17 protein-coding genes are annotated in these 18,912 nt (G+C 51.8%); 9 read left to right on the forward strand and 8 right to left on the reverse strand.

Annotated elements, in window-relative coordinates; translation table 11 throughout:
* The 3 genes from LMED105_RS13595 to purN all read right to left on the reverse strand — a co-directional run.
* The coding region (locus LMED105_RS13595; RefSeq protein WP_008252302.1) for an acyl-CoA desaturase at nucleotides 1-1,098 on the reverse strand (1,098 nt) is incomplete at its 3' end.
* Nucleotides 1,099-1,230: 132 nt separating this feature from the next.
* Nucleotides 1,231-2,577: an RsmB/NOP family class I SAM-dependent RNA methyltransferase gene (locus LMED105_RS13600; RefSeq protein ID WP_008252321.1), complete on the reverse strand. Its 1,347-nt coding sequence runs from the start codon at nucleotides 2,575-2,577 to the stop codon at nucleotides 1,231-1,233.
* Nucleotides 2,578-2,592: 15 nt separating this feature from the next.
* Complete coding sequence (gene purN, locus LMED105_RS13605; RefSeq protein ID WP_008252323.1) at nucleotides 2,593-3,234, reverse strand: phosphoribosylglycinamide formyltransferase; 642 nt, start codon at nucleotides 3,232-3,234, stop codon at nucleotides 2,593-2,595.
* Between the two features lie 104 nt (nucleotides 3,235-3,338).
* Here purN and LMED105_RS13610 point away from each other — a divergent pair, with 104 nt between their 5' ends.
* The 6 genes from LMED105_RS13610 (at nucleotide 3,339) to LMED105_RS16520 (ending at nucleotide 10,614) form a co-directional block, all read left to right on the forward strand.
* Complete coding sequence (locus LMED105_RS13610; RefSeq protein WP_008252324.1) at nucleotides 3,339-4,295, forward strand: bifunctional riboflavin kinase/FAD synthetase; 957 nt, start codon at nucleotides 3,339-3,341, stop codon at nucleotides 4,293-4,295.
* Between the two features lie 6 nt (nucleotides 4,296-4,301).
* Nucleotides 4,302-7,097 carry an isoleucine--tRNA ligase gene (gene ileS, locus LMED105_RS13615; RefSeq protein ID WP_008252325.1) on the forward strand — a complete coding sequence of 932 codons (2,796 nt, stop codon included), beginning with the start codon at nucleotides 4,302-4,304 and terminating at the stop codon, nucleotides 7,095-7,097.
* Complete coding sequence (gene lspA, locus LMED105_RS13620; protein ID WP_156799705.1) at nucleotides 7,090-7,662, forward strand: signal peptidase II; 573 nt, start codon at nucleotides 7,090-7,092, stop codon at nucleotides 7,660-7,662. Before ileS ends, lspA begins: the two co-directional genes overlap by 8 nt.
* Before the next feature lie 12 nt (nucleotides 7,663-7,674).
* A complete protein-coding gene (gene coaBC, locus LMED105_RS13625; protein ID WP_008252327.1) occupies nucleotides 7,675-8,922 on the forward strand; it encodes a bifunctional phosphopantothenoylcysteine decarboxylase/phosphopantothenate--cysteine ligase CoaBC in 1,248 nt (415 codons plus the stop codon).
* Nucleotides 8,923-8,936: 14 nt separating this feature from the next.
* Nucleotides 8,937-9,389 (forward strand): dUTP diphosphatase, encoded by a 453-nt coding sequence (gene dut, locus LMED105_RS13630; protein ID WP_008252328.1) that lies wholly within the window; start codon nucleotides 8,937-8,939, stop codon nucleotides 9,387-9,389.
* A 121-nt stretch (nucleotides 9,390-9,510) separates the two neighbouring features.
* Complete coding sequence (locus LMED105_RS16520) at nucleotides 9,511-10,614, forward strand: diguanylate cyclase (RefSeq protein ID WP_198006862.1); 1,104 nt, start codon at nucleotides 9,511-9,513, stop codon at nucleotides 10,612-10,614.
* Nucleotides 10,615-10,698: 84 nt separating this feature from the next.
* Here LMED105_RS16520 and clpA read toward each other — a convergent pair whose 3' ends face one another.
* Together clpA and clpS are read right to left on the reverse strand one after the other, a co-directional pair.
* Entirely contained in the window at nucleotides 10,699-13,023 is a 2,325-nt protein-coding gene (clpA, locus tag LMED105_RS13640) for an ATP-dependent Clp protease ATP-binding subunit ClpA (RefSeq protein ID WP_008252330.1), read from the reverse strand.
* A complete protein-coding gene (gene clpS / locus LMED105_RS13645) occupies nucleotides 13,020-13,328 on the reverse strand; it encodes an ATP-dependent Clp protease adapter ClpS (RefSeq protein ID WP_040513552.1) in 309 nt (102 codons plus the stop codon). The genes clpA and clpS overlap by 4 nt, the downstream gene beginning before the upstream one ends.
* Before the next feature lie 362 nt (nucleotides 13,329-13,690).
* Between clpS and LMED105_RS13650 the strand changes: the two genes are divergently transcribed.
* Nucleotides 13,691-13,912 carry a cold-shock protein gene (locus LMED105_RS13650; RefSeq protein ID WP_008252332.1) on the forward strand — a complete coding sequence of 74 codons (222 nt, stop codon included), beginning with the start codon at nucleotides 13,691-13,693 and terminating at the stop codon, nucleotides 13,910-13,912.
* Nucleotides 13,913-13,992: 80 nt separating this feature from the next.
* On the opposite strand, the gene icd is transcribed toward LMED105_RS13650, so the two are convergent.
* The gene (icd, locus tag LMED105_RS13655) at nucleotides 13,993-15,240 is read right to left on the reverse strand and encodes an NADP-dependent isocitrate dehydrogenase (protein WP_008252334.1); all 1,248 of its coding nucleotides are present in this window, start codon (nucleotides 15,238-15,240) and stop codon (nucleotides 13,993-13,995) included.
* Nucleotides 15,241-15,401: 161 nt separating this feature from the next.
* On the opposite strand from icd, the gene LMED105_RS13660 reads away from it, so the two are divergent.
* Nucleotides 15,402-15,893, forward strand: a complete 492-nt coding sequence (locus tag LMED105_RS13660) for a DUF192 domain-containing protein (protein ID WP_008252347.1) — start codon at nucleotides 15,402-15,404, stop codon at nucleotides 15,891-15,893.
* Between the two features lie 75 nt (nucleotides 15,894-15,968).
* Here the strand turns inward: LMED105_RS13660 and sodB are convergent, their stop codons facing one another.
* Together sodB and xseA are read right to left on the reverse strand one after the other, a co-directional pair.
* Nucleotides 15,969-16,550 (reverse strand): superoxide dismutase [Fe], encoded by a 582-nt coding sequence (gene sodB, locus LMED105_RS13665; RefSeq protein WP_008252349.1) that lies wholly within the window; start codon nucleotides 16,548-16,550, stop codon nucleotides 15,969-15,971.
* Nucleotides 16,551-16,627: 77 nt separating this feature from the next.
* Nucleotides 16,628-17,995, reverse strand: coding sequence for an exodeoxyribonuclease VII large subunit (gene xseA / locus LMED105_RS13670; RefSeq protein WP_008252363.1), 1,368 nt, complete (start codon nucleotides 17,993-17,995; stop codon nucleotides 16,628-16,630).
* Between the two features lie 300 nt (nucleotides 17,996-18,295).
* Between xseA and LMED105_RS13675 the strand changes: the two genes are divergently transcribed.
* Entirely contained in the window at nucleotides 18,296-18,910 is a 615-nt protein-coding gene (locus LMED105_RS13675; RefSeq protein ID WP_008252365.1) for a MotA/TolQ/ExbB proton channel family protein, read from the forward strand.
* The last annotated feature ends 2 nt before the right edge of the window (nucleotides 18,911-18,912 follow it).

Here is an 18,912-nt window from a genome sequence, read left to right on the forward strand (position 1 = left end):
CATTTGCTCACGGCTCAAATTGGTTTTCTCCCAAATCTGGCGAAGTTCAGCCCGCATTTCTACCAAGGTGCTGATCATCTTCGACTGTGCACACAACTGCGCCAATTCAGCACGCTGAACATCGCACAACTTGCTTTCATCGATCGACAACAACTTGGTGCCTTTGGCCAACACTTTACGCTCTTGAGCATTGGCTGCTTTTTGCTTCAATGCAGCCACTTCAGAACGGAACGCTTTGCGCATGGAACTGGCGTAACGCGCCATCACATCGTAGCGGTGGTTCACAACAGCCTGAACAGTCACCAGGCTTAGTACAGGCTTGCTTTCAGAGGAAAACTTGGGCGACTCGGCCACTTTTTTAACCTTGGCCAAACCCAGGAAGCTGAAAATCTTGATGTACATCCAGCCAATGTCAAACTCGTACCACTTGTTGCTCAACTTGGCTGAAGTTGCGTGCGTGTGGTGATTGTTGTGCAGCTCTTCACCGCCAATCAAAATACCAAACGGTGAAATATTGCGACTTGCATCAGGGCAATCGAAATTGCGATAGCCCCAGTAGTGACCAATACCGTTGATCACGCCAGCGGCCAACACGGGAATCCACAACATTTGAATGGCCCAAATGCTGACGCCAGGAAAACCAAACAAGATGAAGCTGAGCACCAAGGTAAAACCTACGCCCTGCCAGGGAAAACGTTCGTAAACCTGAAATTCCAGAAAGTCGGCTGGTGTGCCGTGGCTGTATTTGGCCAAGGTTTCTGCATTCTTGGATTCGGCACGATACAACTCGGCACCGCGCCAGAATACTGTTTTCAGGCCACGGGTTTGCGGGCTGTGTGGGTCATCGGGTGTCTCGCACTTGGCGTGATGCTTGCGGTGAATCGCAGCCCAGGCACGTGTGCTCATGCCAGTGGTTAGCCACAACCACGCGCGGAAGAAATGCGCGAGCGCAGGGTGCACTTCAAGGGCACGGTGAGCCTGGCAACGGTGCAGGTAAACCGTTACCGCCACAATCGTAATGTGGGTCACGATCAGCGTGTAAATCACCATTTGGCCAATGCTTGCGCCAGTAATGCCCGAGGTCAAAAATTCAATCATATTCACTAACTCTCAACAGGTCGTATTTCAAAGGTTACGGCCATCTCAACTTGCTTCTGAAGGAGCCGTATTATATTTTCAGTGTACAAGTGTACTTTTAAAGCCGAAACACATTTGGAATTTATATTCAGTTCAGGCTTTGGAACGTTGTAACACTGCTGCAAAAAAGCCATCAGATTCACCATCCTCTGGCCACAATCGAAGCATGTCATCAGTCGTATTCGCCTTGACAGGCCGTTCTCCGGGGTTCAACACTTCAGTCCAGCGACGAAGCCGGAATTCCGGGTGACTTTCCAGGAACGCATTGACAATGTCTTCGTTTTCATCGCGAAGAACACTGCAAGTGATGTAAACAAGCCGACCATCGGGCTTTACCAGCTTGGCTGCATGCTCGATGATGGATTTTTGCTTCGCGGTCAATTCTGACAGACTCTGCAAGTTCTGTCTAAATTTAAGATCCGGGTTACGCCTTAAGGTTCCCATGCCGCTACACGGCACATCGGTTACCACGCGGTCGGCTTTGCCAAAATACTTGTTCAGCCGCGGGTCGGCTTCGTCATTGATTACCATGGTGTAAAAGTTGCTCAAGCCTGAACGAGCTGCTCGGGGCTTGAATTTCACCAATCGTTTTTCTGAAGTATCCAGCGCCACAATTCGGCCCGTATTCTTCATTTGCGCACCAATGGCCAGGGTTTTACCGCCTGCGCCTGCACAAAAATCAATTACCAAGTCGCCGCGGCGAGGCGCTACAAGGCGACTAACCCACTGGCTGCCCGCGTCTTGTACTTCAAAGTACCCTTCCTGAAACACTTCAGTTTTGCCCACAATGGGTTTGCCCACCGCGCGCAAACCTTCCGGCAAACCCTCAATCGGGTTCACTTGAATACCCATATTGGTCAAAGCCGCCAACAGGTCAGTGGTACTGGCCTTTACCGTATTCACCCGTAGGTCCAACGGCGCGGCGCTTAACACAGCCTGCGAGAACGACTCGGCGCGTTCTTGCCCAAATTGCTCGGCCAGCTTGGTGTAAAACCATTCGGGCAAACAGGTGCGCGCTTCAACACCCAGATCATCGGCTGAAATATTGATGACCCGACTCAGCCACTCATTGTCAGCCTGCTTGCCGGCAGACCAAATCTGTTCGGGTGCGCCCGACCACAACAAAGCAAGTTTGGCTTGACGAACCACCGAGGGACCTTCCCCCGACTGCGCCAAGTGGTTGATTCGATAACGGTAACGCAACCAGCAATACACCGCTTCAGCCACCATAGGGCGGTCACGACCACCCAACTCGGGATGGTCTTTGAAAAACCGGGAAATCGCCGCATCGGCAGGGCCTTCAAACTGCGCCAGCAAGTCAATCAACTGCGCAACTGTGCTCACCAGGCCATAACGCGACTGGGCACCTTGCCGCTCAACTTTGCTGTCGCGCCGCGTACTGGGTTTGCGAAATGGGGTTTTCTTTTGGGACCCGGCCATATTGAATATCCTGTTTTATTGAATTGCGTGAACCAGGGCTGGGGCCAAAGTGCCTTCCAGCTTCCCGTTCACCATTTTAATTTGCCCGCTGGCCAGCGCTGCCACTGCACGGGGATAGATTTGATGCTCAAGCCCCAGGACGCGCGCGGCCAGTGTTTCGGCAGTATCACCGGGCAACACCTGCAACAGCGCCTGATCCACAATTGGGCCATGGTCAAGTTCAGGGGTCACCAAGTGCACGGTTACTCCATGCACCCTCACCCCTGCCTCCAGCGCCTGCTGATGGGTTTTTAACCCCGGAAAAGCAGGCAACAGCGAGGGGTGAATGTTCACCAAGCGCCCCAAATACCGGTTCACAAAACCTGCAGTCAACACCCGCATGAAGCCAGCCAGCACAAGCCAATCGGGCTGATATTGGTCGATGAGACCGGCCAGGGCTGAATCAAAGGCCTCGCGGCTCTCGTACTCAGTGTGGTCAAGAATGGCAGTGTCTAGCCCCGCCGATTGCGCCAAAGCCAAACCAGCCGCGGCTGGGCGGTTGGAAATGACTGCACGAATTTGGTAGGCCCCGGTCTGTTTGGCATGATCGATCAGGGCATTCAGATTTGAACCGCGCCCCGAGATCAAAATGACGACGGAAGGTGTGGAATTTTGCATGGCGCGAGTTTATCACTGTGCGGGCGAAAAAGCCCTATTTTTCACCATTCAGGCCTTATAATGACCGGTTGTTTTGCAACCACTAAAGAGCCGACACACTCGGTATGAAAATCATTCGCCGCCCCCGGCCACACACATTTGCCAAGGGCACTGCGCTCACCATTGGAAACTTCGACGGCGTTCACTCCGGCCATGCCGAGTTGTTCCGCCGCGTGGTATTTGCCGCGCGCGCGCAGGGTTTGGTGCCCACCGTGGTTACACTGCACCCGCACCCGAAAGAATTTTTTAATCCTGCCTTCAAGCTCGATCGAATCTCCACGCTGCGCGACCGGATCATTGAGATGAAGCGCTGCGGCATTGAACAAGTGTGTATCCTGCCCTTCAACAAACGCATGGCAAGCCTAAGCCCTGAGGCGTTTGTGCAGGAAGTTTTGTTGAACCAGCTGAATGCAAAACAAGTGTGGGTGGGCGACGATTTTCGCTTCGGTGCCAAACGTGCAGGTGATTTCGCCTTGCTGAAAGGCTTGGGTGAATCACATGGCTTCACAGTCAACGACCTTGCTGAAGTTCAAACCGATGGCAGCCGGGTTTCAAGCTCAAACATTCGGGAAGCCCTGAAAGCTGGCGACGTGGCCAAAGCCGCCCACATGCTTGGGCATCCACTGGCCTACTCCGGGCATATTGTGCACGGTAAAAAACTGGGGCGTACTTTGGGTTTCCCCACCATGAACCTTCGTATTGCCGGGCGCGCCAGCGCGTTGACCGGAATTCTCGCAGTGTGGGTCCACGGACTGGCCGAAAAGCCCTTACCTGCTGTAGCCAGCATGGGTGTGCGCCCCACGGTTGAACAATCCGATCAAATTTTGCTCGAAACATTCATTCCAGACTGGCAAGGCAACGCTTACGGCAAGCTGCTGCGCATTGAGGTATTGGCGCACATACGCCCCGAGCAACACTTTGATTCGCTCGATACGATGGTTGAGCAAATGCACAAAGACACGGCAAAAGCCATGGCAATGCTGGCTGCCAACCAACCCAAGATTTCAAATACAGGCTGTTAACCCAATATGGATTACAAGAACACACTGAACCTGCCCGATACGCCCTTTCCCATGCGCGGCAACCTGCCAGCAAGGGAACCGAACTGGGTTGAACAATGGTGCAAGGAAGATTTGTACAAGGCGATTCGCCAGTCCAAGGCCGGCAAGCCAAAATTCGTGCTGCACGACGGCCCCCCTTATGCGAATGGCGACATCCACATTGGCCATGCGGTCAACAAGATCCTGAAAGACATCATCGTGAAATGTCGTTGCCTGGCTGGCTACGATGCCCGATACGTTCCAGGCTGGGACTGCCACGGCATGCCGATTGAAATCCAGATCGAAAAAACCATCGGCAAGGGCAAACCCACACTGGAAGTTCAAGAGAAAAGCCGCGCTTACGCAGCTGAACAAATTGAACGCCAGAAAAAAGATTTCATCCGGCTGGGTGTGCTGGCTGATTGGGACAACCCTTACAAAACAATGAACTTTGGCAACGAGGCAGACGAGCTTCGCGCGTTGGGCAAAATCATGGAGAAGGGCTATGTGTTCCGTGGCCTGAAACCCGTGAACTGGTGCTTCGATTGCGGTTCTGCATTGGCTGAAGCCGAGGTCGAGTACAAAGACAAACAAGACATCGCTGTCGATGTGGGTTTTGCATTCGACGAATCGAACCTGGACAAGCTCGCCGCAGCATTCAACATCCCCAAGGCCACGCTTCAGGCCAAGCTAGGGCAATTGGTCATTTGGACCACCACCCCATGGACACTGCCGGCCAACCAGGCACTGAACATGCACCCCGAACTGGTGTACAGCCTGGTTGATGTGGGTAACAAGTATTTGTTGCTGGCTCAGGAACGCGTGAAACCCTGCCTTGAAAGCTACGAACTACAGGGTTCCGAACTAGCCACTGCCAAGGGCGCTGCGCTGGAAGGCATTGCCTTTAAACATCCCTTCTACGACCGCTTGAGCCCCGTGTACCTTGCTGAATACGTGAGTACCGATGCAGGTACAGGCATAGTTCACTGCTCGCCAGCCTATGGTGTAGACGACTTCTTGACCAGCAAAGCTTATGGCTTGAAAGATGCCGACATCATCAACCCGGTGACAGGCAATGGTGTTTACGCAGATTCCCTGACCTTCTTCGGCGGCCTGCACATTTGGAAAGCCAACCCGCTCATCGTTGAAAAAATGATTGAACTGGGCACACTCGTCAAACAAGTGAAATTTGGTCACAGCTACATGCACTGCTGGCGCCACAAAACCCCGATCATCTACCGGGCCACCTCACAGTGGTTTGCCGGCATGGATGTAAAACCCAACGACGGTTCCGGCAGTTTGCGTGAAAAAGCACTGGCTGGTGTGGAAGCAACCGAGTTTTTCCCGGCCTGGGGCAAAGCACGCTTGCACGCCATGATCGCCAATCGCCCAGACTGGACCCTGTCGCGCCAACGCCAGTGGGGTGTACCCATGGCATTCCTTGTGCATCGCGAAACCGGTGAATTGCACCCACGAACCCCTGAGCTGACCGAAACCATTGCACAACTGATCGAAAAACAAGGCATTGAAGCCTGGCAACACGTCAGTGTTGAAGAATTGATCGGTCATGAAGCGAAAGACTACGTCAAGAATCCCGATACGCTCGATGTGTGGTTCGACTCTGGCACCACGCACGAAACCGTGCTGCGCGGCAGCCATGCCGATGAAAGTCATTTCCCGGCGGACTTGTATCTGGAGGGCTCTGACCAGCACCGTGGATGGTTCCACTCCTCATTGCTCACCAGCTGCATGATCAACGGTGTACCACCTTACAAAGCCTTGCTCACCCACGGTTTTGTGGTGGATGGCCAGGGTCGCAAAATGAGCAAATCCGTGGGCAACGTGATTGCGCCCCAGCAGGTATCCGACAAAATGGGCGCGGAAATTTTGCGCCTGTGGGTGGCCAGCACCGATTACTCCGGCGAACTCACTATTTCCGATGAAATTTTGAAGCGTGTGGTCGAAAGCTACCGCCGCATTCGCAACACCCTGCGTTTTTTATTGGCCAATATTTCCGATTTCGACTTTGCCACAGAAGCCGTTCCCACCGAAGAACTGGCCGAAGTAGACCAATACGCACTCACACTGCTGGGCAAGCTGCAAAGCGAGTGCGAAGCGCACTACATGAAGTACGAGTTCCACCCGATTGTCAGCAAACTGCAAATTTTCTGTTCCGAAGACTTGGGTGCGTTTTACCTCGATGTATTGAAAGATCGTTTGTACACCACCGGCGAGAATTCCAAAGCACGTCGAAGCGCACAAACAGCGCTGTACCACATCACTCACGCCCTGCTTCGCCTCATGGCACCAGTGCTCAGCTTTACCGCTGAAGAAGCCCGCGAAGTAATGGGCAATGTAGAACCTTCGATTTTCTGCAACGAGTTTTACAAAGTGCCCCAAGTGGCGCAGGCTGATGAATTGGGCAACAAGTGGGCTGAGTTGCTCGCGCTGCGCGCACGCGTGGTCAAAGAACTGGAGAACCTGCGCACCGAGGGCAAAATTGGCTCCTCCCTGCAGGGCACAGCAACACTTCATTTGCCACCTAATCTGTATCAGGCGGCGGCCAGTCTGGGCGATGATCTAAAATTCCTGTTCATCGTTTCCAGCATTGAAATAGCCCAGGCGGCTGAGGAGAAAATTGAAGTGGGTATTGCAGAAGGTGAAAAGTGCGAGCGTTGCTGGCATGTGCGGCCCGACACAGGCGCAAACCCTGAACACCCCGGAATTTGTGGCCGCTGTGTCAGCAATCTGTTTGGCCAGGGCGAGGTGCGTGATCATGTCTAAGCCCATGCCAAGAAAACCTGCCACAAGCACGAGAACCACCAATGCCACTGGCGCTTTGAAAGCGCCCAAAAAATCAATCCTTCCCTGGATCGGTTTTTCCTTGCTGCTTATCTTGATCGATCAAATCAGCAAACTGTGGGTTCAATCGCGCCTTGATTTGGGCGCAGTGGTTGAAATCACCAGTTTCTTCAATCTGGTCTACGTGCTCAATCCTGGTGCAGCATTCAGCTTTCTTGCCGATCAGGCGGGCTGGCAAAGGCACTTTCTTTCCGGTGTCGCAGTCGTCGCATCCATCGTTATTCTGTTCATGATGCGCTCCTCCAGCCATCGGAAATTCGCAATGTTCTGCCTGGCCTGTATTCTGGGCGGAGCAATCGGCAATTTGATTGATCGCTTGGCTCACGGGGCGGTCATCGACTTCCTCGATTTTTATGTCGGCACTTATCACTGGCCTGCTTTCAATGTGGCTGACGTTGCAATTACCATGGGTGCAATCGGTCTGATCATTGACGAACTGTTCTTCAACAAAGAACACAAAGCCCCCAACCCAGCCAAAAGCGAATAAGGTTTTTAGCCCATGCGCCCAGTCGAATTGCCACAGCTTCCCGGTTTGAACCAACTGCGCGTGGTTTTGGGCGTGTGCGGCGGTATTGCCGCTTACAAATCGGCTGAACTGGTGCGCCTGTTAGTGAAACAGGGCTGCGAAGTTCAGGTGGTCATGACTGAATCAGCCACGCAATTTGTTGCGCCACTCACATTCCAGGCCTTGTCTGGCAAATCAGTGCATGTGTCGCAGTGGCCTGTTGAAAACAGCGATACCGGCAGTATCGAGCGTGGCATGCCGCACATCGACATCAGCCGCAACGCTGATTTTTTATTGATTGCCCCGTGCACCGCCAACTCCATGGCGAAATATGCACACGGGTTTGCTGACAATCTTCTGGACAACCTCGTATTGGCCCGCAATTGCCCCATGGCCATTGCGCCGGCCATGAACGTGGAAATGTGGAACAACCCAGCCACCCAGCGCAACATCAGTCAACTTAAAACCGATGGTATCAATGTGTTTGGCCCAGCGGCGGGCGAACAGGCCTGCGGTGAAGTGGGCAGTGGCCGCATGCTTGAACCCTTTGAGATCGTATTGGAACTGGCGCGGGCAGTGAATCACAAACCCCTGGCTGGTAAAAAGGTATTGGTAACAGCCGGCCCCACCTTTGAAGCCATTGACCCGGTGCGCGGCATCACGAATCGATCCAGCGGAAAAATGGGCTACGCCTTGGCACAAGCAGCATGGTTAATGGGTGCCGAAGTGAGTTTGGTGAGTGGCCCTACCGCTTTGCCAACACCGTACGGTGTGCCCATGGTGAGTGTTCAATCTGCCAGGCAAATGCATGCTGCAGTATTCGGTCAAATCGAGCAACAAGACCTGTTCATTGGTGTCGCCGCTGTGGCCGATTATGGTATTAAAAACCCAAGCACCCAAAAGCAGAAAAAACAACTCGGTCAAGCCGCGGGTTTAAACATGGAGTTCGAACTGAACCCCGACATTCTTGCAGATGTTGGCGAATTTGCCAGCACTCGAAAAAAATCGCTGACGGTGGTCGGTTTTGCTGCCGAAACAGAAAATCTGGATGACTACGCCAACCGCAAACTGGACAGCAAGAAAGCACAATTCATCATCGGCAATTTGGCTCAAAATGCCTTGGGCGCCGACCAAACCGAGCTGACCATTTACAGCAAAAAACTCAAGCCCGAACGCCTGGGCAGCATGGACAAGCTACGCGCTGCACAAACAGTTCTGACTTTTATTTCCAAACACTCCTGAACACAAGTACACCCATGAAAATTCAAGTTGAACTCAAAGTCCTCGACCCACGCATGCAAGACCAACTGCCCGCATACGGCACCCCCGGCAGCGCGGGTATCGACCTGCGCGCCTGCTTGAACGAAGCACTGACTTTGCAACCCGGCCAGGCTGAACTCGTACCGACCGGACTTTCGATGTACATTGGCGACCCAAATTACTGCGCGACCATTCTGCCCCGTTCAGGTTTGGGCCACAAAAAAGGCTTGGTTCTCGGCAACCTCGTGGGTTTGATTGATTCCGACTACCAAGGACCGCTCATGGTATCGGCATGGAACCGTAGCCAGGTAGCAGTCACCATTGAACCCATGGAACGCATCGCTCAATTGGTCATATTGCCAGTGGCACACGCTGACTTCAAAGTGGTCAGCGACTTCACTCCTAGCGAGCGTGGTGAAGGCGGATTCGGCAGCACTGGAACACGCTGAAAGAAAACCACTCAAAGGGAACCACTACAAACACTTTTACCACTGAGTGTCATTGTGAATCATCAGGAAAACAATGGACTCAGGGGGCAGTGGGCCAGCTATAAAAACAGGCCGAACATGGATGCTTCACGCAGTCCGGCAACTGCGTCTCTGTTCTGAAATAACCATCCGGTATTTTTGGTTGGCACTCTGCGCAATTCTCGCGTTTGTAGCCGTCTTCAACTACAGCAAAGCCCATGAAATTCAAGGTGACCTGGCCAAGAGGCGACTTCTTGAGGTTTCCCTCCAAGATCTGATCGTACAAAGCACGGCCTTGCATCACCTTGGCAATCCGCACACCTACGAAACCCAACTTGGCCTGGAAACACGTGGCTACCGCTCGCCCCAGGAATTACTCAATCAACTTGCTTCAAGGTTGGCTGTCATCGAAACGATCAACACCCACAGCGGGCTGGCTGATTCGGCTGCAAACCTTCGAGAACACCTGATCGCGATGGACCAGCAACTTGAAAAATTCGGAAAACCCGACCCTCAACGCATCGAGTTTTGGTTGATCGAGCTTGGCATCTTCAATTCCACCCTGAAGAGAAATACCCAAGAGGCCGACGAAAAGGTCAATCAACTACAACGCAACAACTTGATACTGACCTTGGTCGTGTTGATTCACTCCGTGGGTTTTGTCAGCCTCACATTGTGGCGGCAATCGACTTTGCGAAAACGCTTCGCGGTAGAACTGCTTCACCTCAGTAATCAGGCCTGCAGCGATCCCCTGACAGGTTTACTCAATCGCCGGGGCTGGCAAGACATGAGCAGTGCATACCTGCGAAGAATGCAACGAGAAAATCAGCTACAAGGCAGTGTGGCAATTATCGACATTGACTACTTCAAGCAATACAACGACACCTATGGTCATGAGGCTGGGGATATTCGACTTCGCGAGTTTGCAGAGACGCTTCGTACCAATTTCAGACCGGGCGACTTGATCGCACGTGTCGGAGGTGAAGAATTCGCAGTACTGCTCCCCAACTGCACTGCCGACGACACCCAAAGGATAGTGGACAGAATTCGCCTGAATGGTTGTTGCAAAGTCGGATTTTCAGCAGGAATTTGCGATATATCCCACACCGACAGTATTGACCGCACCATGGCGCAAGCGGACCATGCGCTCTATCAGGCCAAAAACAAGGGCAGAAACCGCAGTTGCCTTGGCAAGGTGAGCGTCTGAGTTATCCACACAGGACAACTCAGGCGAATGAAGTTCTGAATCAAACCAGGCTATTTTTAGCTGGCTTGCTGCCAGGCCGTACGTTCAGTCAACCGCCACCTCAGTACCGCTCTCTGACTCTTGACCTGATGAACCCTCATCAAAGGTTAGTGACACTTGGTCGTTCTCAACATCATGGTCTACAGTCACTTTGCCACCATTCACCAGCTTGCCGAACAGCAACTCGTCGGCCAAGGCTTTGCGAATTGTGTCTTGAATCAAACGCTGCATTGGGCGAGCACCCATCAATGGATCGAAACCTTTCTTGGCCAAATGCTTGCGCAATTCGTCTGTGAACACTGCATCCACTTTCTTCTGGTGCAGTTGCTCTTCCAGCTCCATCAGGAACTTGTCGACCACGCGAAGAATGATTTCTTCATCCAGCGCACGGAAGGAAATGACAGAATCCAGACGGTTGCGGAACTCGGGGCTGAACATGCGCTTGATATCTTCCATCTCGTCGCCCTGCACCTTGGATTCCATGAAGCCGATACCGCGCTTGGTCAGGGCTTCTGCACCCGCGTTGGTGGTCATGATAATGATCACATTGCGGAAGTCAGCCTTGCGACCGTTGTTGTCGGTCAAAGTACCGTTGTCCATGACCTGAAGCAGAATGTTGAACACATCGGGGTGCGCTTTTTCGATTTCGTCGAGCAACAACACGCAATGTGGCTTCTTGGTAATGGCCTCGGTCAGCAAGCCACCCTGGTCGAAACCAACATAGCCGGGAGGCGCGCCAATCAAGCGGGAAACCGCGTGGCGCTCCATGTATTCCGACATGTCAAAACGCAGCATTTCAATGCCGAGAATGAATGCCAGCTGTTTGGCCACTTCGGTTTTTCCTACGCCTGTGGGGCCGCTGAACAGGAATGAGCCAATCGGCTTGTCGGCCTTGCCCAAACCAGCACGCGACATTTTGATGGCGTTGGCCAAGGCTTCAATGGCTGGATCTTGACCAAATACAGTGGCTTTCAGATCACGGTCGAGTGTAGCCAGCTTGTTGCGGTCGTCGGTATTGACCGACTGAGGCGGAATGCGGGCAATTTTCGACACGATGTCTTCGATGTCACCCTTCGTAATTGTTTTACGCTGTTTGCTTTTCGGCAAAATACGCTGTGCCGCGCCTGCTTCATCAATCACATCAATGGCCTTGTCAGGCAAATGGCGGTCGTTGATGAACTTGGCCGACAACTCAGCTGCTGCTGAAATGGCGGCGCTGGAATATTTAACACCATGATGGTCTTCGAAACGGCTTTTCAAACCGCGCAAAATTTCAATGGTTTGCTCCACTGTGGGTTCAGACACATCAATTTTCTGGAAGCGACGTGAAAGCGCATGATCTTTCTCGAAAATGCCACGGTACTCAGTAAAGGTGGTTGCACCAATACACTTCAACTGACCTGAAGACAAAGCAGGCTTCAGCAAATTGGAGGCGTCCAGCGTGCCGCCAGAAGCAGACCCAGCGCCGATCAGGGTGTGAATTTCATCAATGAACAACACAGAATCGGGATTGGCTTTCAACTGTTTCAACACCGCTTTCAAGCGCTGCTCGAAATCTCCGCGGTATTTGGTACCCGCCAACAACGCACCCATGTCCAGAGAATGCACTTGTGCTGTGGCCAGAATTTCCGGCACATCACCTTGCACAATTCTCCAGGCCAGGCCTTCTGCAATCGCGGTTTTTCCAACGCCGGCTTCACCCACCAGCAGTGGGTTGTTTTTGCGGCGACGGCACAACACTTGGATAACCCGCTCCACTTCCTGCTCTCGACCAATCAGCGGATCAATTTTTCCTTCCTTGGCCAAGGCGTTCAGATTCTGGGTGTACTGATCCAAGGGTGACTGCTTGTCGCCCACGCTTTGTGTGGCCTCGGCTTCTTGCTCCTGACCTTCGTTCTGAGAATTCTCGGGCTTCGGCGCGGGGGCCTGCGGCGTTTTGGTAATACCGTGTGAAATGTAATTCACCACATCCAGACGCGTAATGCCTTGCTGGTGCAGGTAGTAAACGGCATGTGAATCTTTTTCACCAAAGATTGCCACCAACACGTTGGCGCCGGTGACTTCTTTTTTGCCATTGGATGTGCTCTGAACATGCATAATGGCGCGCTGGATAACCCGCTGAAAACCCAACGTGGGCTGTGTGTCCACTTCATCCTGACCCGACACCACAGGTGTGTTGTCCTTGATGAAATTTTGCAGGTTCTTGCGAATTTCCTCAACATCAGCGGAGCATGAACGTAGCACCTCGGCTGCTGAAGGATTGTCCAGCAAGGCCAATAGCAGATGCTCTACCGTGATGAATTCATGCTTTTGCTGACGTGCGTCAACAAATGCCATGTGCAAACTTACTTCTAACTCTTGCGCAATCATGTTTCCTCCATCACGCACTGCAGCGGGTGTTGATGCTGCTTTGCGAATCCGCATACCATTTCGACCTTGGTCGAGGCGATGTCTTTGGGATAAACCCCACAGACCCCTTTTCCCTCTCTATGCACTTTCAGCATGATTTGGGTGGCCTGTTCCCTTCCTTTTCCAAAAAACTTCTGCAAAACAATCACGACGAACTCCATGGGGGTGTAGTCATCGTTCAAGAGCACGACTTGATACATCGGGGGCAGCTTCGCTTTTTGCGTCTGCGATTCCAGTACTGTTGATGGATTGTTTTGCGAACTCATAACTTCATTGTAATCACTTCTAAGGGGCACGCAACAAGGATTAGAGAGCAATACACCGCCTTTATTCAAGGCTAGAAATTTTTCCTGAAAATTCAATCAGGAACGTCTAAAAAATTATGCGAACCTACTCTCAAATTTGCAATCGGTAGCCCACAAGATCAATCACCCGAAAAGCCTGAATTCATTAAATGTAGACAACACCTGTCTATTACAAGGGGTAAACCCTAAAAAATGTATCTATTGTATGGTTGACCCCAGCCCAAACAGGTCAAAGAATAGTAGTCAAGCTGGTTCAGACTGGCGAGTTGTCGGAAAGTTCGTGCGTTCCGATCGAAGTATTGTTTTTTGAAGGAGGTTTCGCGATGGCGACCGGCACCGTAAAATGGTTCAATGATGCAAAGGGTTTTGGTTTTATCACTCCAGATCAAGGGAGCGATGAGCTTTTCGCCCATTTTTCAGCAATCCAGGCATCTGGATTCCGCACACTCAAGGAAGGTCAGAAAGTGACTTTTGAGGTGGTGGATGGACCAAAAGGTAAGCAGGCTCAGAACATCTCTGTGATGGACGCAACCAGCGCCGCCTGATAAGTAAAATAATCAAACCACCGATTAAGAAAAAAGCCGGCCCCAAGCCGGCTTTTTTCTTGGGGCAGATCAAATGCCTTTTACATGTGGTCGATCATGACCTGACCAAAACCGGAACAACTCACTTGTGTGGCGCCATCCATCAAGCGCGCGAAATCATAAGTCACTTTTTTGGAGGTAATGGATTTCTCCATGGAAGTGATAATAAGATCAGCTGCTTCAATCCAACCCATGTGGCGCAGCATCATCTCGGCAGACAGAATTTGTGAACCAGGGTTCACATAGTCTTTCCCAGCATACTTGGGCGCTGTACCGTGGGTGGCTTCAAACATCGCGATTGAATCAGACAAGTTTGCACCTGGAGCGATACCGATACCACCAACCTGGGCGGCCAGCGCATCGGAAATGTAGTCGCCGTTCAGGTTCATGGTTGCAATCACGCTGTATTCCGCTGGGCGCAATAGAATTTGCTGCAGGAACGCATCGGCGATCACATCTTTGATCACGATGTCGCCATGCGCCGCCTTGATTTTCATCCAGGGGCCGCCGTCCAACAGTTCAGCACCAAACTCATTTTTAGCCAAAGCGTAGGACCAAGCTGCAAATGCGCCTTCGGTGTACTTCATGATGTTGCCTTTGTGAACGATGGTCACAGAAGGCTTCTTGTTATCAATGGCGTACTGAATAGCCTTGCGGAACAGGCGTTCTGTACCTTCTTTGGAAATTGGCTTGATGCCGATGCCTGAAGTATCCGGGAAGCGGATTTTGCTAACGCCCATTTCTTCGCGCAAAAACTTGATCAGTTTTTTGGCTTTGTCAGTTTCAGCTTCATATTCAATACCGGCATAAATGTCTTCCGAATTTTCACGGAAAATCACCATATCGGTTTTGTGGGGTTCTTTCACTGGGCTGGGTACACCCGCAAAGTAACGGACTGGGCGCAGGCACACATACAAATCCAGCTGCTGACGCAGAGCCACGTTAATAGAACGAATACCGCCACCCACGGGTGTGGTCAATGGGCCTTTCACAGACACCACATATTCCTTCAACACTTCCAGGGTTTCTTCAGGTAGCCACACATCGGGGCCGTATACCTTGGTGGACTTTTCACCAGCGTAAATTTCCATCCAGCTGATTTTGCGCTTGCCACCATAGGCTTTGGCTACAGCAGCGTCGACAACGTCGATCATCACTGGTGTAATGTCAAAACCAGTGCCATCGCCTTCGATGTATGGAATGATGGGTTGATCTGGAACATTCAACGAGTAATCACTATTGACCGTGATTTTTTCGCCGACTGATGGGACTTTAATGTGTTGGTACATGGTCTCTCCGCTGCTTCTCTGGTGTGTTAGAGGGAACACTCTAGTGTATCCCTTCACTAAGAAAATCACAATTATTTCGCAATATGAAATTGCATTCCTTATTGCGCCAAGCCGTATAATAACGCCATCTTCTTTCAGATCTCTGACAGGAACAAGATTTCATGCACTTTGATCAAATCAACAAATACCAGCTTGGTTTCAAGTTGACTTTAGTAACAGCTGCGCTGGGCCTGGCTGCCTGCGTAAGTAATGCGGCCGGACCGGGCCAGTCAGAGTTGGCAACACTGGATGTGCGCGTGGGCGAACATCATGTAAAAGCGGAGTTGGCCAATACCGATTTAAGCCGTCAGATCGGACTGATGAATCGAAAAGAGCTTGGCAAGAATTCGGGAATGCTGTTCGTATTCAATCGCAGCGAGACACAATGCATGTGGATGAAGAACACCCTGATTGATCTGGATGTGGCTTTTGCAGACCCCAGCGGAAGAATCCTGAATATCGAACAGATGAAAGCAGGTACCGCCGATATTCATTGCTCCAGCGGCAACGCCAAATTGGCACTGGAAATGAACAGGAACTGGTTTTCAAAACACGGCGTTGTAGCAGGTGAAAGGCTGCACGTGCCTGAGCAGGCCATGGACACTCAAGAATAAAAGACAAAAAAACCGACCCTGCGTCGCGCCGGGGGCGCGAGGAAGGGCCGGGCTTTTGAAGCAGACTTCGAACGATTAGCCTTCGAAATTCTTCGATGCGAATTCCCAGTTCACCAAGTTCCAGAAAGTTTCAATGTACTTGGGGCGGGCATTGCGATAATCGATGTAGTAGGCATGTTCCCACAGGTCGCAAGTCAACAGCGGCTTGTCTTGCGTGGTCAGTGGAGTGGCTGCGTTGCTGGTATTCACGATGTCTACTGAACCATCTGCCTTTTTCACCAACCAGGTCCAGCTGGAACCAAAGTTGCCGATCGCGCTTTTCGTGAATGCTTCCTTGAATGCATCGTAGCTACCGAACTTGGCATTGATGGCCTCGGCCAGTTTTCCAGAGGGCGCTCCGCCACCATTGGGCGACAAACAGTGCCAATAGAAAGTGTGGTTCCAGATTTGCGCGGCGTTGTTGAACACACCACCGGTGGACTTCTTGACGATGTCTTCCAGGCTGGAGCTTTCAAACTCGGTGCCTTTTACCAGATTATTCAGATTGGTCACGTAAGCAGCGTGGTGCTTGCCGTAGTGGTACTCCAGTGTTTCCTTGGAAATATGGGGGGCCAGCGCGTCCATCGCGTAGGGCAAATCAGGCAGTGTATGTTGCATATCAGTATCCTCTCTCACTTCAATCAATACGAAAACATCAGCTTGGGGCAAAACCCCGCATTTCAACCCCTCTGATTCTATCTTGAATTTTTCACATCCTCGTGGAACGGCCCACGCAGCTCAGTTTTCTCGCGCACATTCACTAAAATTTCACCATCCGCCAGAGTGGCACGCAAGGCATCACCGGCTTGTACATCCGCCACGGAGCGAACAACTGCGTCTCCGTGCTGTGGCTGCAAAAAGGCATAGCCACGCTCCAGGGTTCGTTGGGGTGAAACAGCCTCAACTACAGAACCAAGACGGTCCACGCGCGAGTCCAACGCCGCAATATTGTGACGCTGCACAGCCATTAGCCTACTTTCAAGAAGCTGGGCACTTCGAGTGGCTGCATTTTGTGTCGCACTCATTTCAAACGACATGGATTCCCACAAGGCCTGGATTGCATTGGTTTCTTCGGCAATACCCCGCTCGACAAGGCGCGGCAACCGGCTACTTGCATGCCCCAAACGAGATTCCAGAGTATTCAGGTAGGCGGTGGGGGTCAGCAGACCAAGCTCGGCTCTATCCACGCGCTGAACCAACATTTGCGCTCGGTGGCGCAAAGCCTTTCGCAAGCCCACATGCAAGCCTTGAATTTCGGCCAGCAGTTCGCGCGTGGGCCGGCTGATCAATTCCGCAGCTGCGGTAGGCGTGGCGGCGCGAAGGTCCGCGGCGAACTCAGCCAAGGTCACATCAGTTTCGTGCCCTACTCCAACTACGATCGGTGTTTTACAAGCCGCGACTGCGCGCACAACGGCCTCGACGTTGAAACTCCACAAGTCTTCCAGGCTCCCGCCCCCACGGCATAGCACAAGCGCTTCATGGCCAGCGGAATCCGCTTTGCGAAGGGCCTCAATAATTTGTGCTGCAGCCTGCTCTCCCTGAACTGCGGTGTGGTAAACCGAGAATTCAACATGGGGCGCACGCCTTGCCAAGGCCTGCTTTACATCGGCAAGTGCCGCCGCCTGCAGAGATGTAACCACCCCAAGATTGAACACCACAGAAGGGAGCGGACGTTTGCGTGCAGAATCAAACAAACCTTCTTGGGTCAACTTGGTTTTTAGCTGCAAATACTGTTCATGCAAATTGCCCTGCCCGGCCTTCTTCATGACATCAACGATCAACTGCAACTCGCCACGCTGTTCATACATGGCCAATTGGGCAAGCACCTCCACTTTGTCGCCTACTGCCGGAAAAAAACCAGCAAGAACATTGCGTTGGCGAAACATGACCGCCTTCATCTGTGCTGATTCATCTTTCAGGGCCAAATACCAATGCCCAGAGGACGCGCGAGTAAAAGACGCTACTTCACCCTGAATCCGGATGGCGCCAAACTCATTTCGGAGGTGATCATTGAGGTGCCTGGCGAGCTGGCTAACCGAAAAAACCGTTTTTAAGTCAATCATTTATAGACCAAATTGGCTAAAAAACCAGAACATTTCCACATGCGCTAACAAAAAGCTACTTTCTGTGCAACATGGCTGAAATACAAGAAAATAAATACAAGCTACTGATTAAAAAAGAAAAAAACAACAAAATACGGTACATAAAAAGTTCATTTTTCTCACAAGCGACTGATTATTCGAAAATTTGAGGGGCTTTTCCCCAAAGTTATCCACAATGAACAAATATGTCCGCTTCTGGGTAATTTGTGTAATGTTGGTTTTTTCGCTAGAGTCCGTGTCTTACTGAATAGGAGTCTACTTGTGTGGTCAATCATTTCTGCGGCGGGCTGGCCAATTTGGCCTTTGATTTTTGGCTCGGTGGTCGCATTGGCAATCGTGTTTGAGCGCGTTTGGGCCTTGCGTAAAAAAGACCTGATCCCGGAAAATTTGGTGACCGATGTATGCAAGACCCTGCCCCAGTTCAAGGATCGGCAAAATATTGCCCGCCTGGAGGCGCACAGTGCTCTCGGAAGTCTGATGGCTGCGGGTCTGTCTGCGTTTTACAAAAACGAGGACATCGAAAGCGCGATGCAGGACAAATCAGTCGGTATTCAAAACACGCTTGAAAAACACCTGGACGTGCTGTCCATGATCGCCAGCGCTGCGCCTTTGATGGGTTTGCTGGGCACGGTCATTGGCATGATCGAAATTTTTGCAGTGCAGGGATCAGGCACCCAAACGCCCGAAGCAATTGCAGCCGGTATCGCTGTGGCCCTGTATAACACCGCATTTGGCTTGATTGTCGCCATACCGGCTCTTGTCGCCTATCGATTGTTCCGGATCCGGATCAACAGCCTGCTCGAAGACATGGGAGAATCACTCAAGCCTTTTGAGGATCTGTTGAAACAGCATGCCAGTTCACGCAAAGCGGGTTGAGG

Source organism: Limnobacter sp. MED105, assembly GCF_000170915.1.
Taxonomy (GTDB): Bacteria; Pseudomonadota; Gammaproteobacteria; order Burkholderiales; family Burkholderiaceae_B; genus Limnobacter.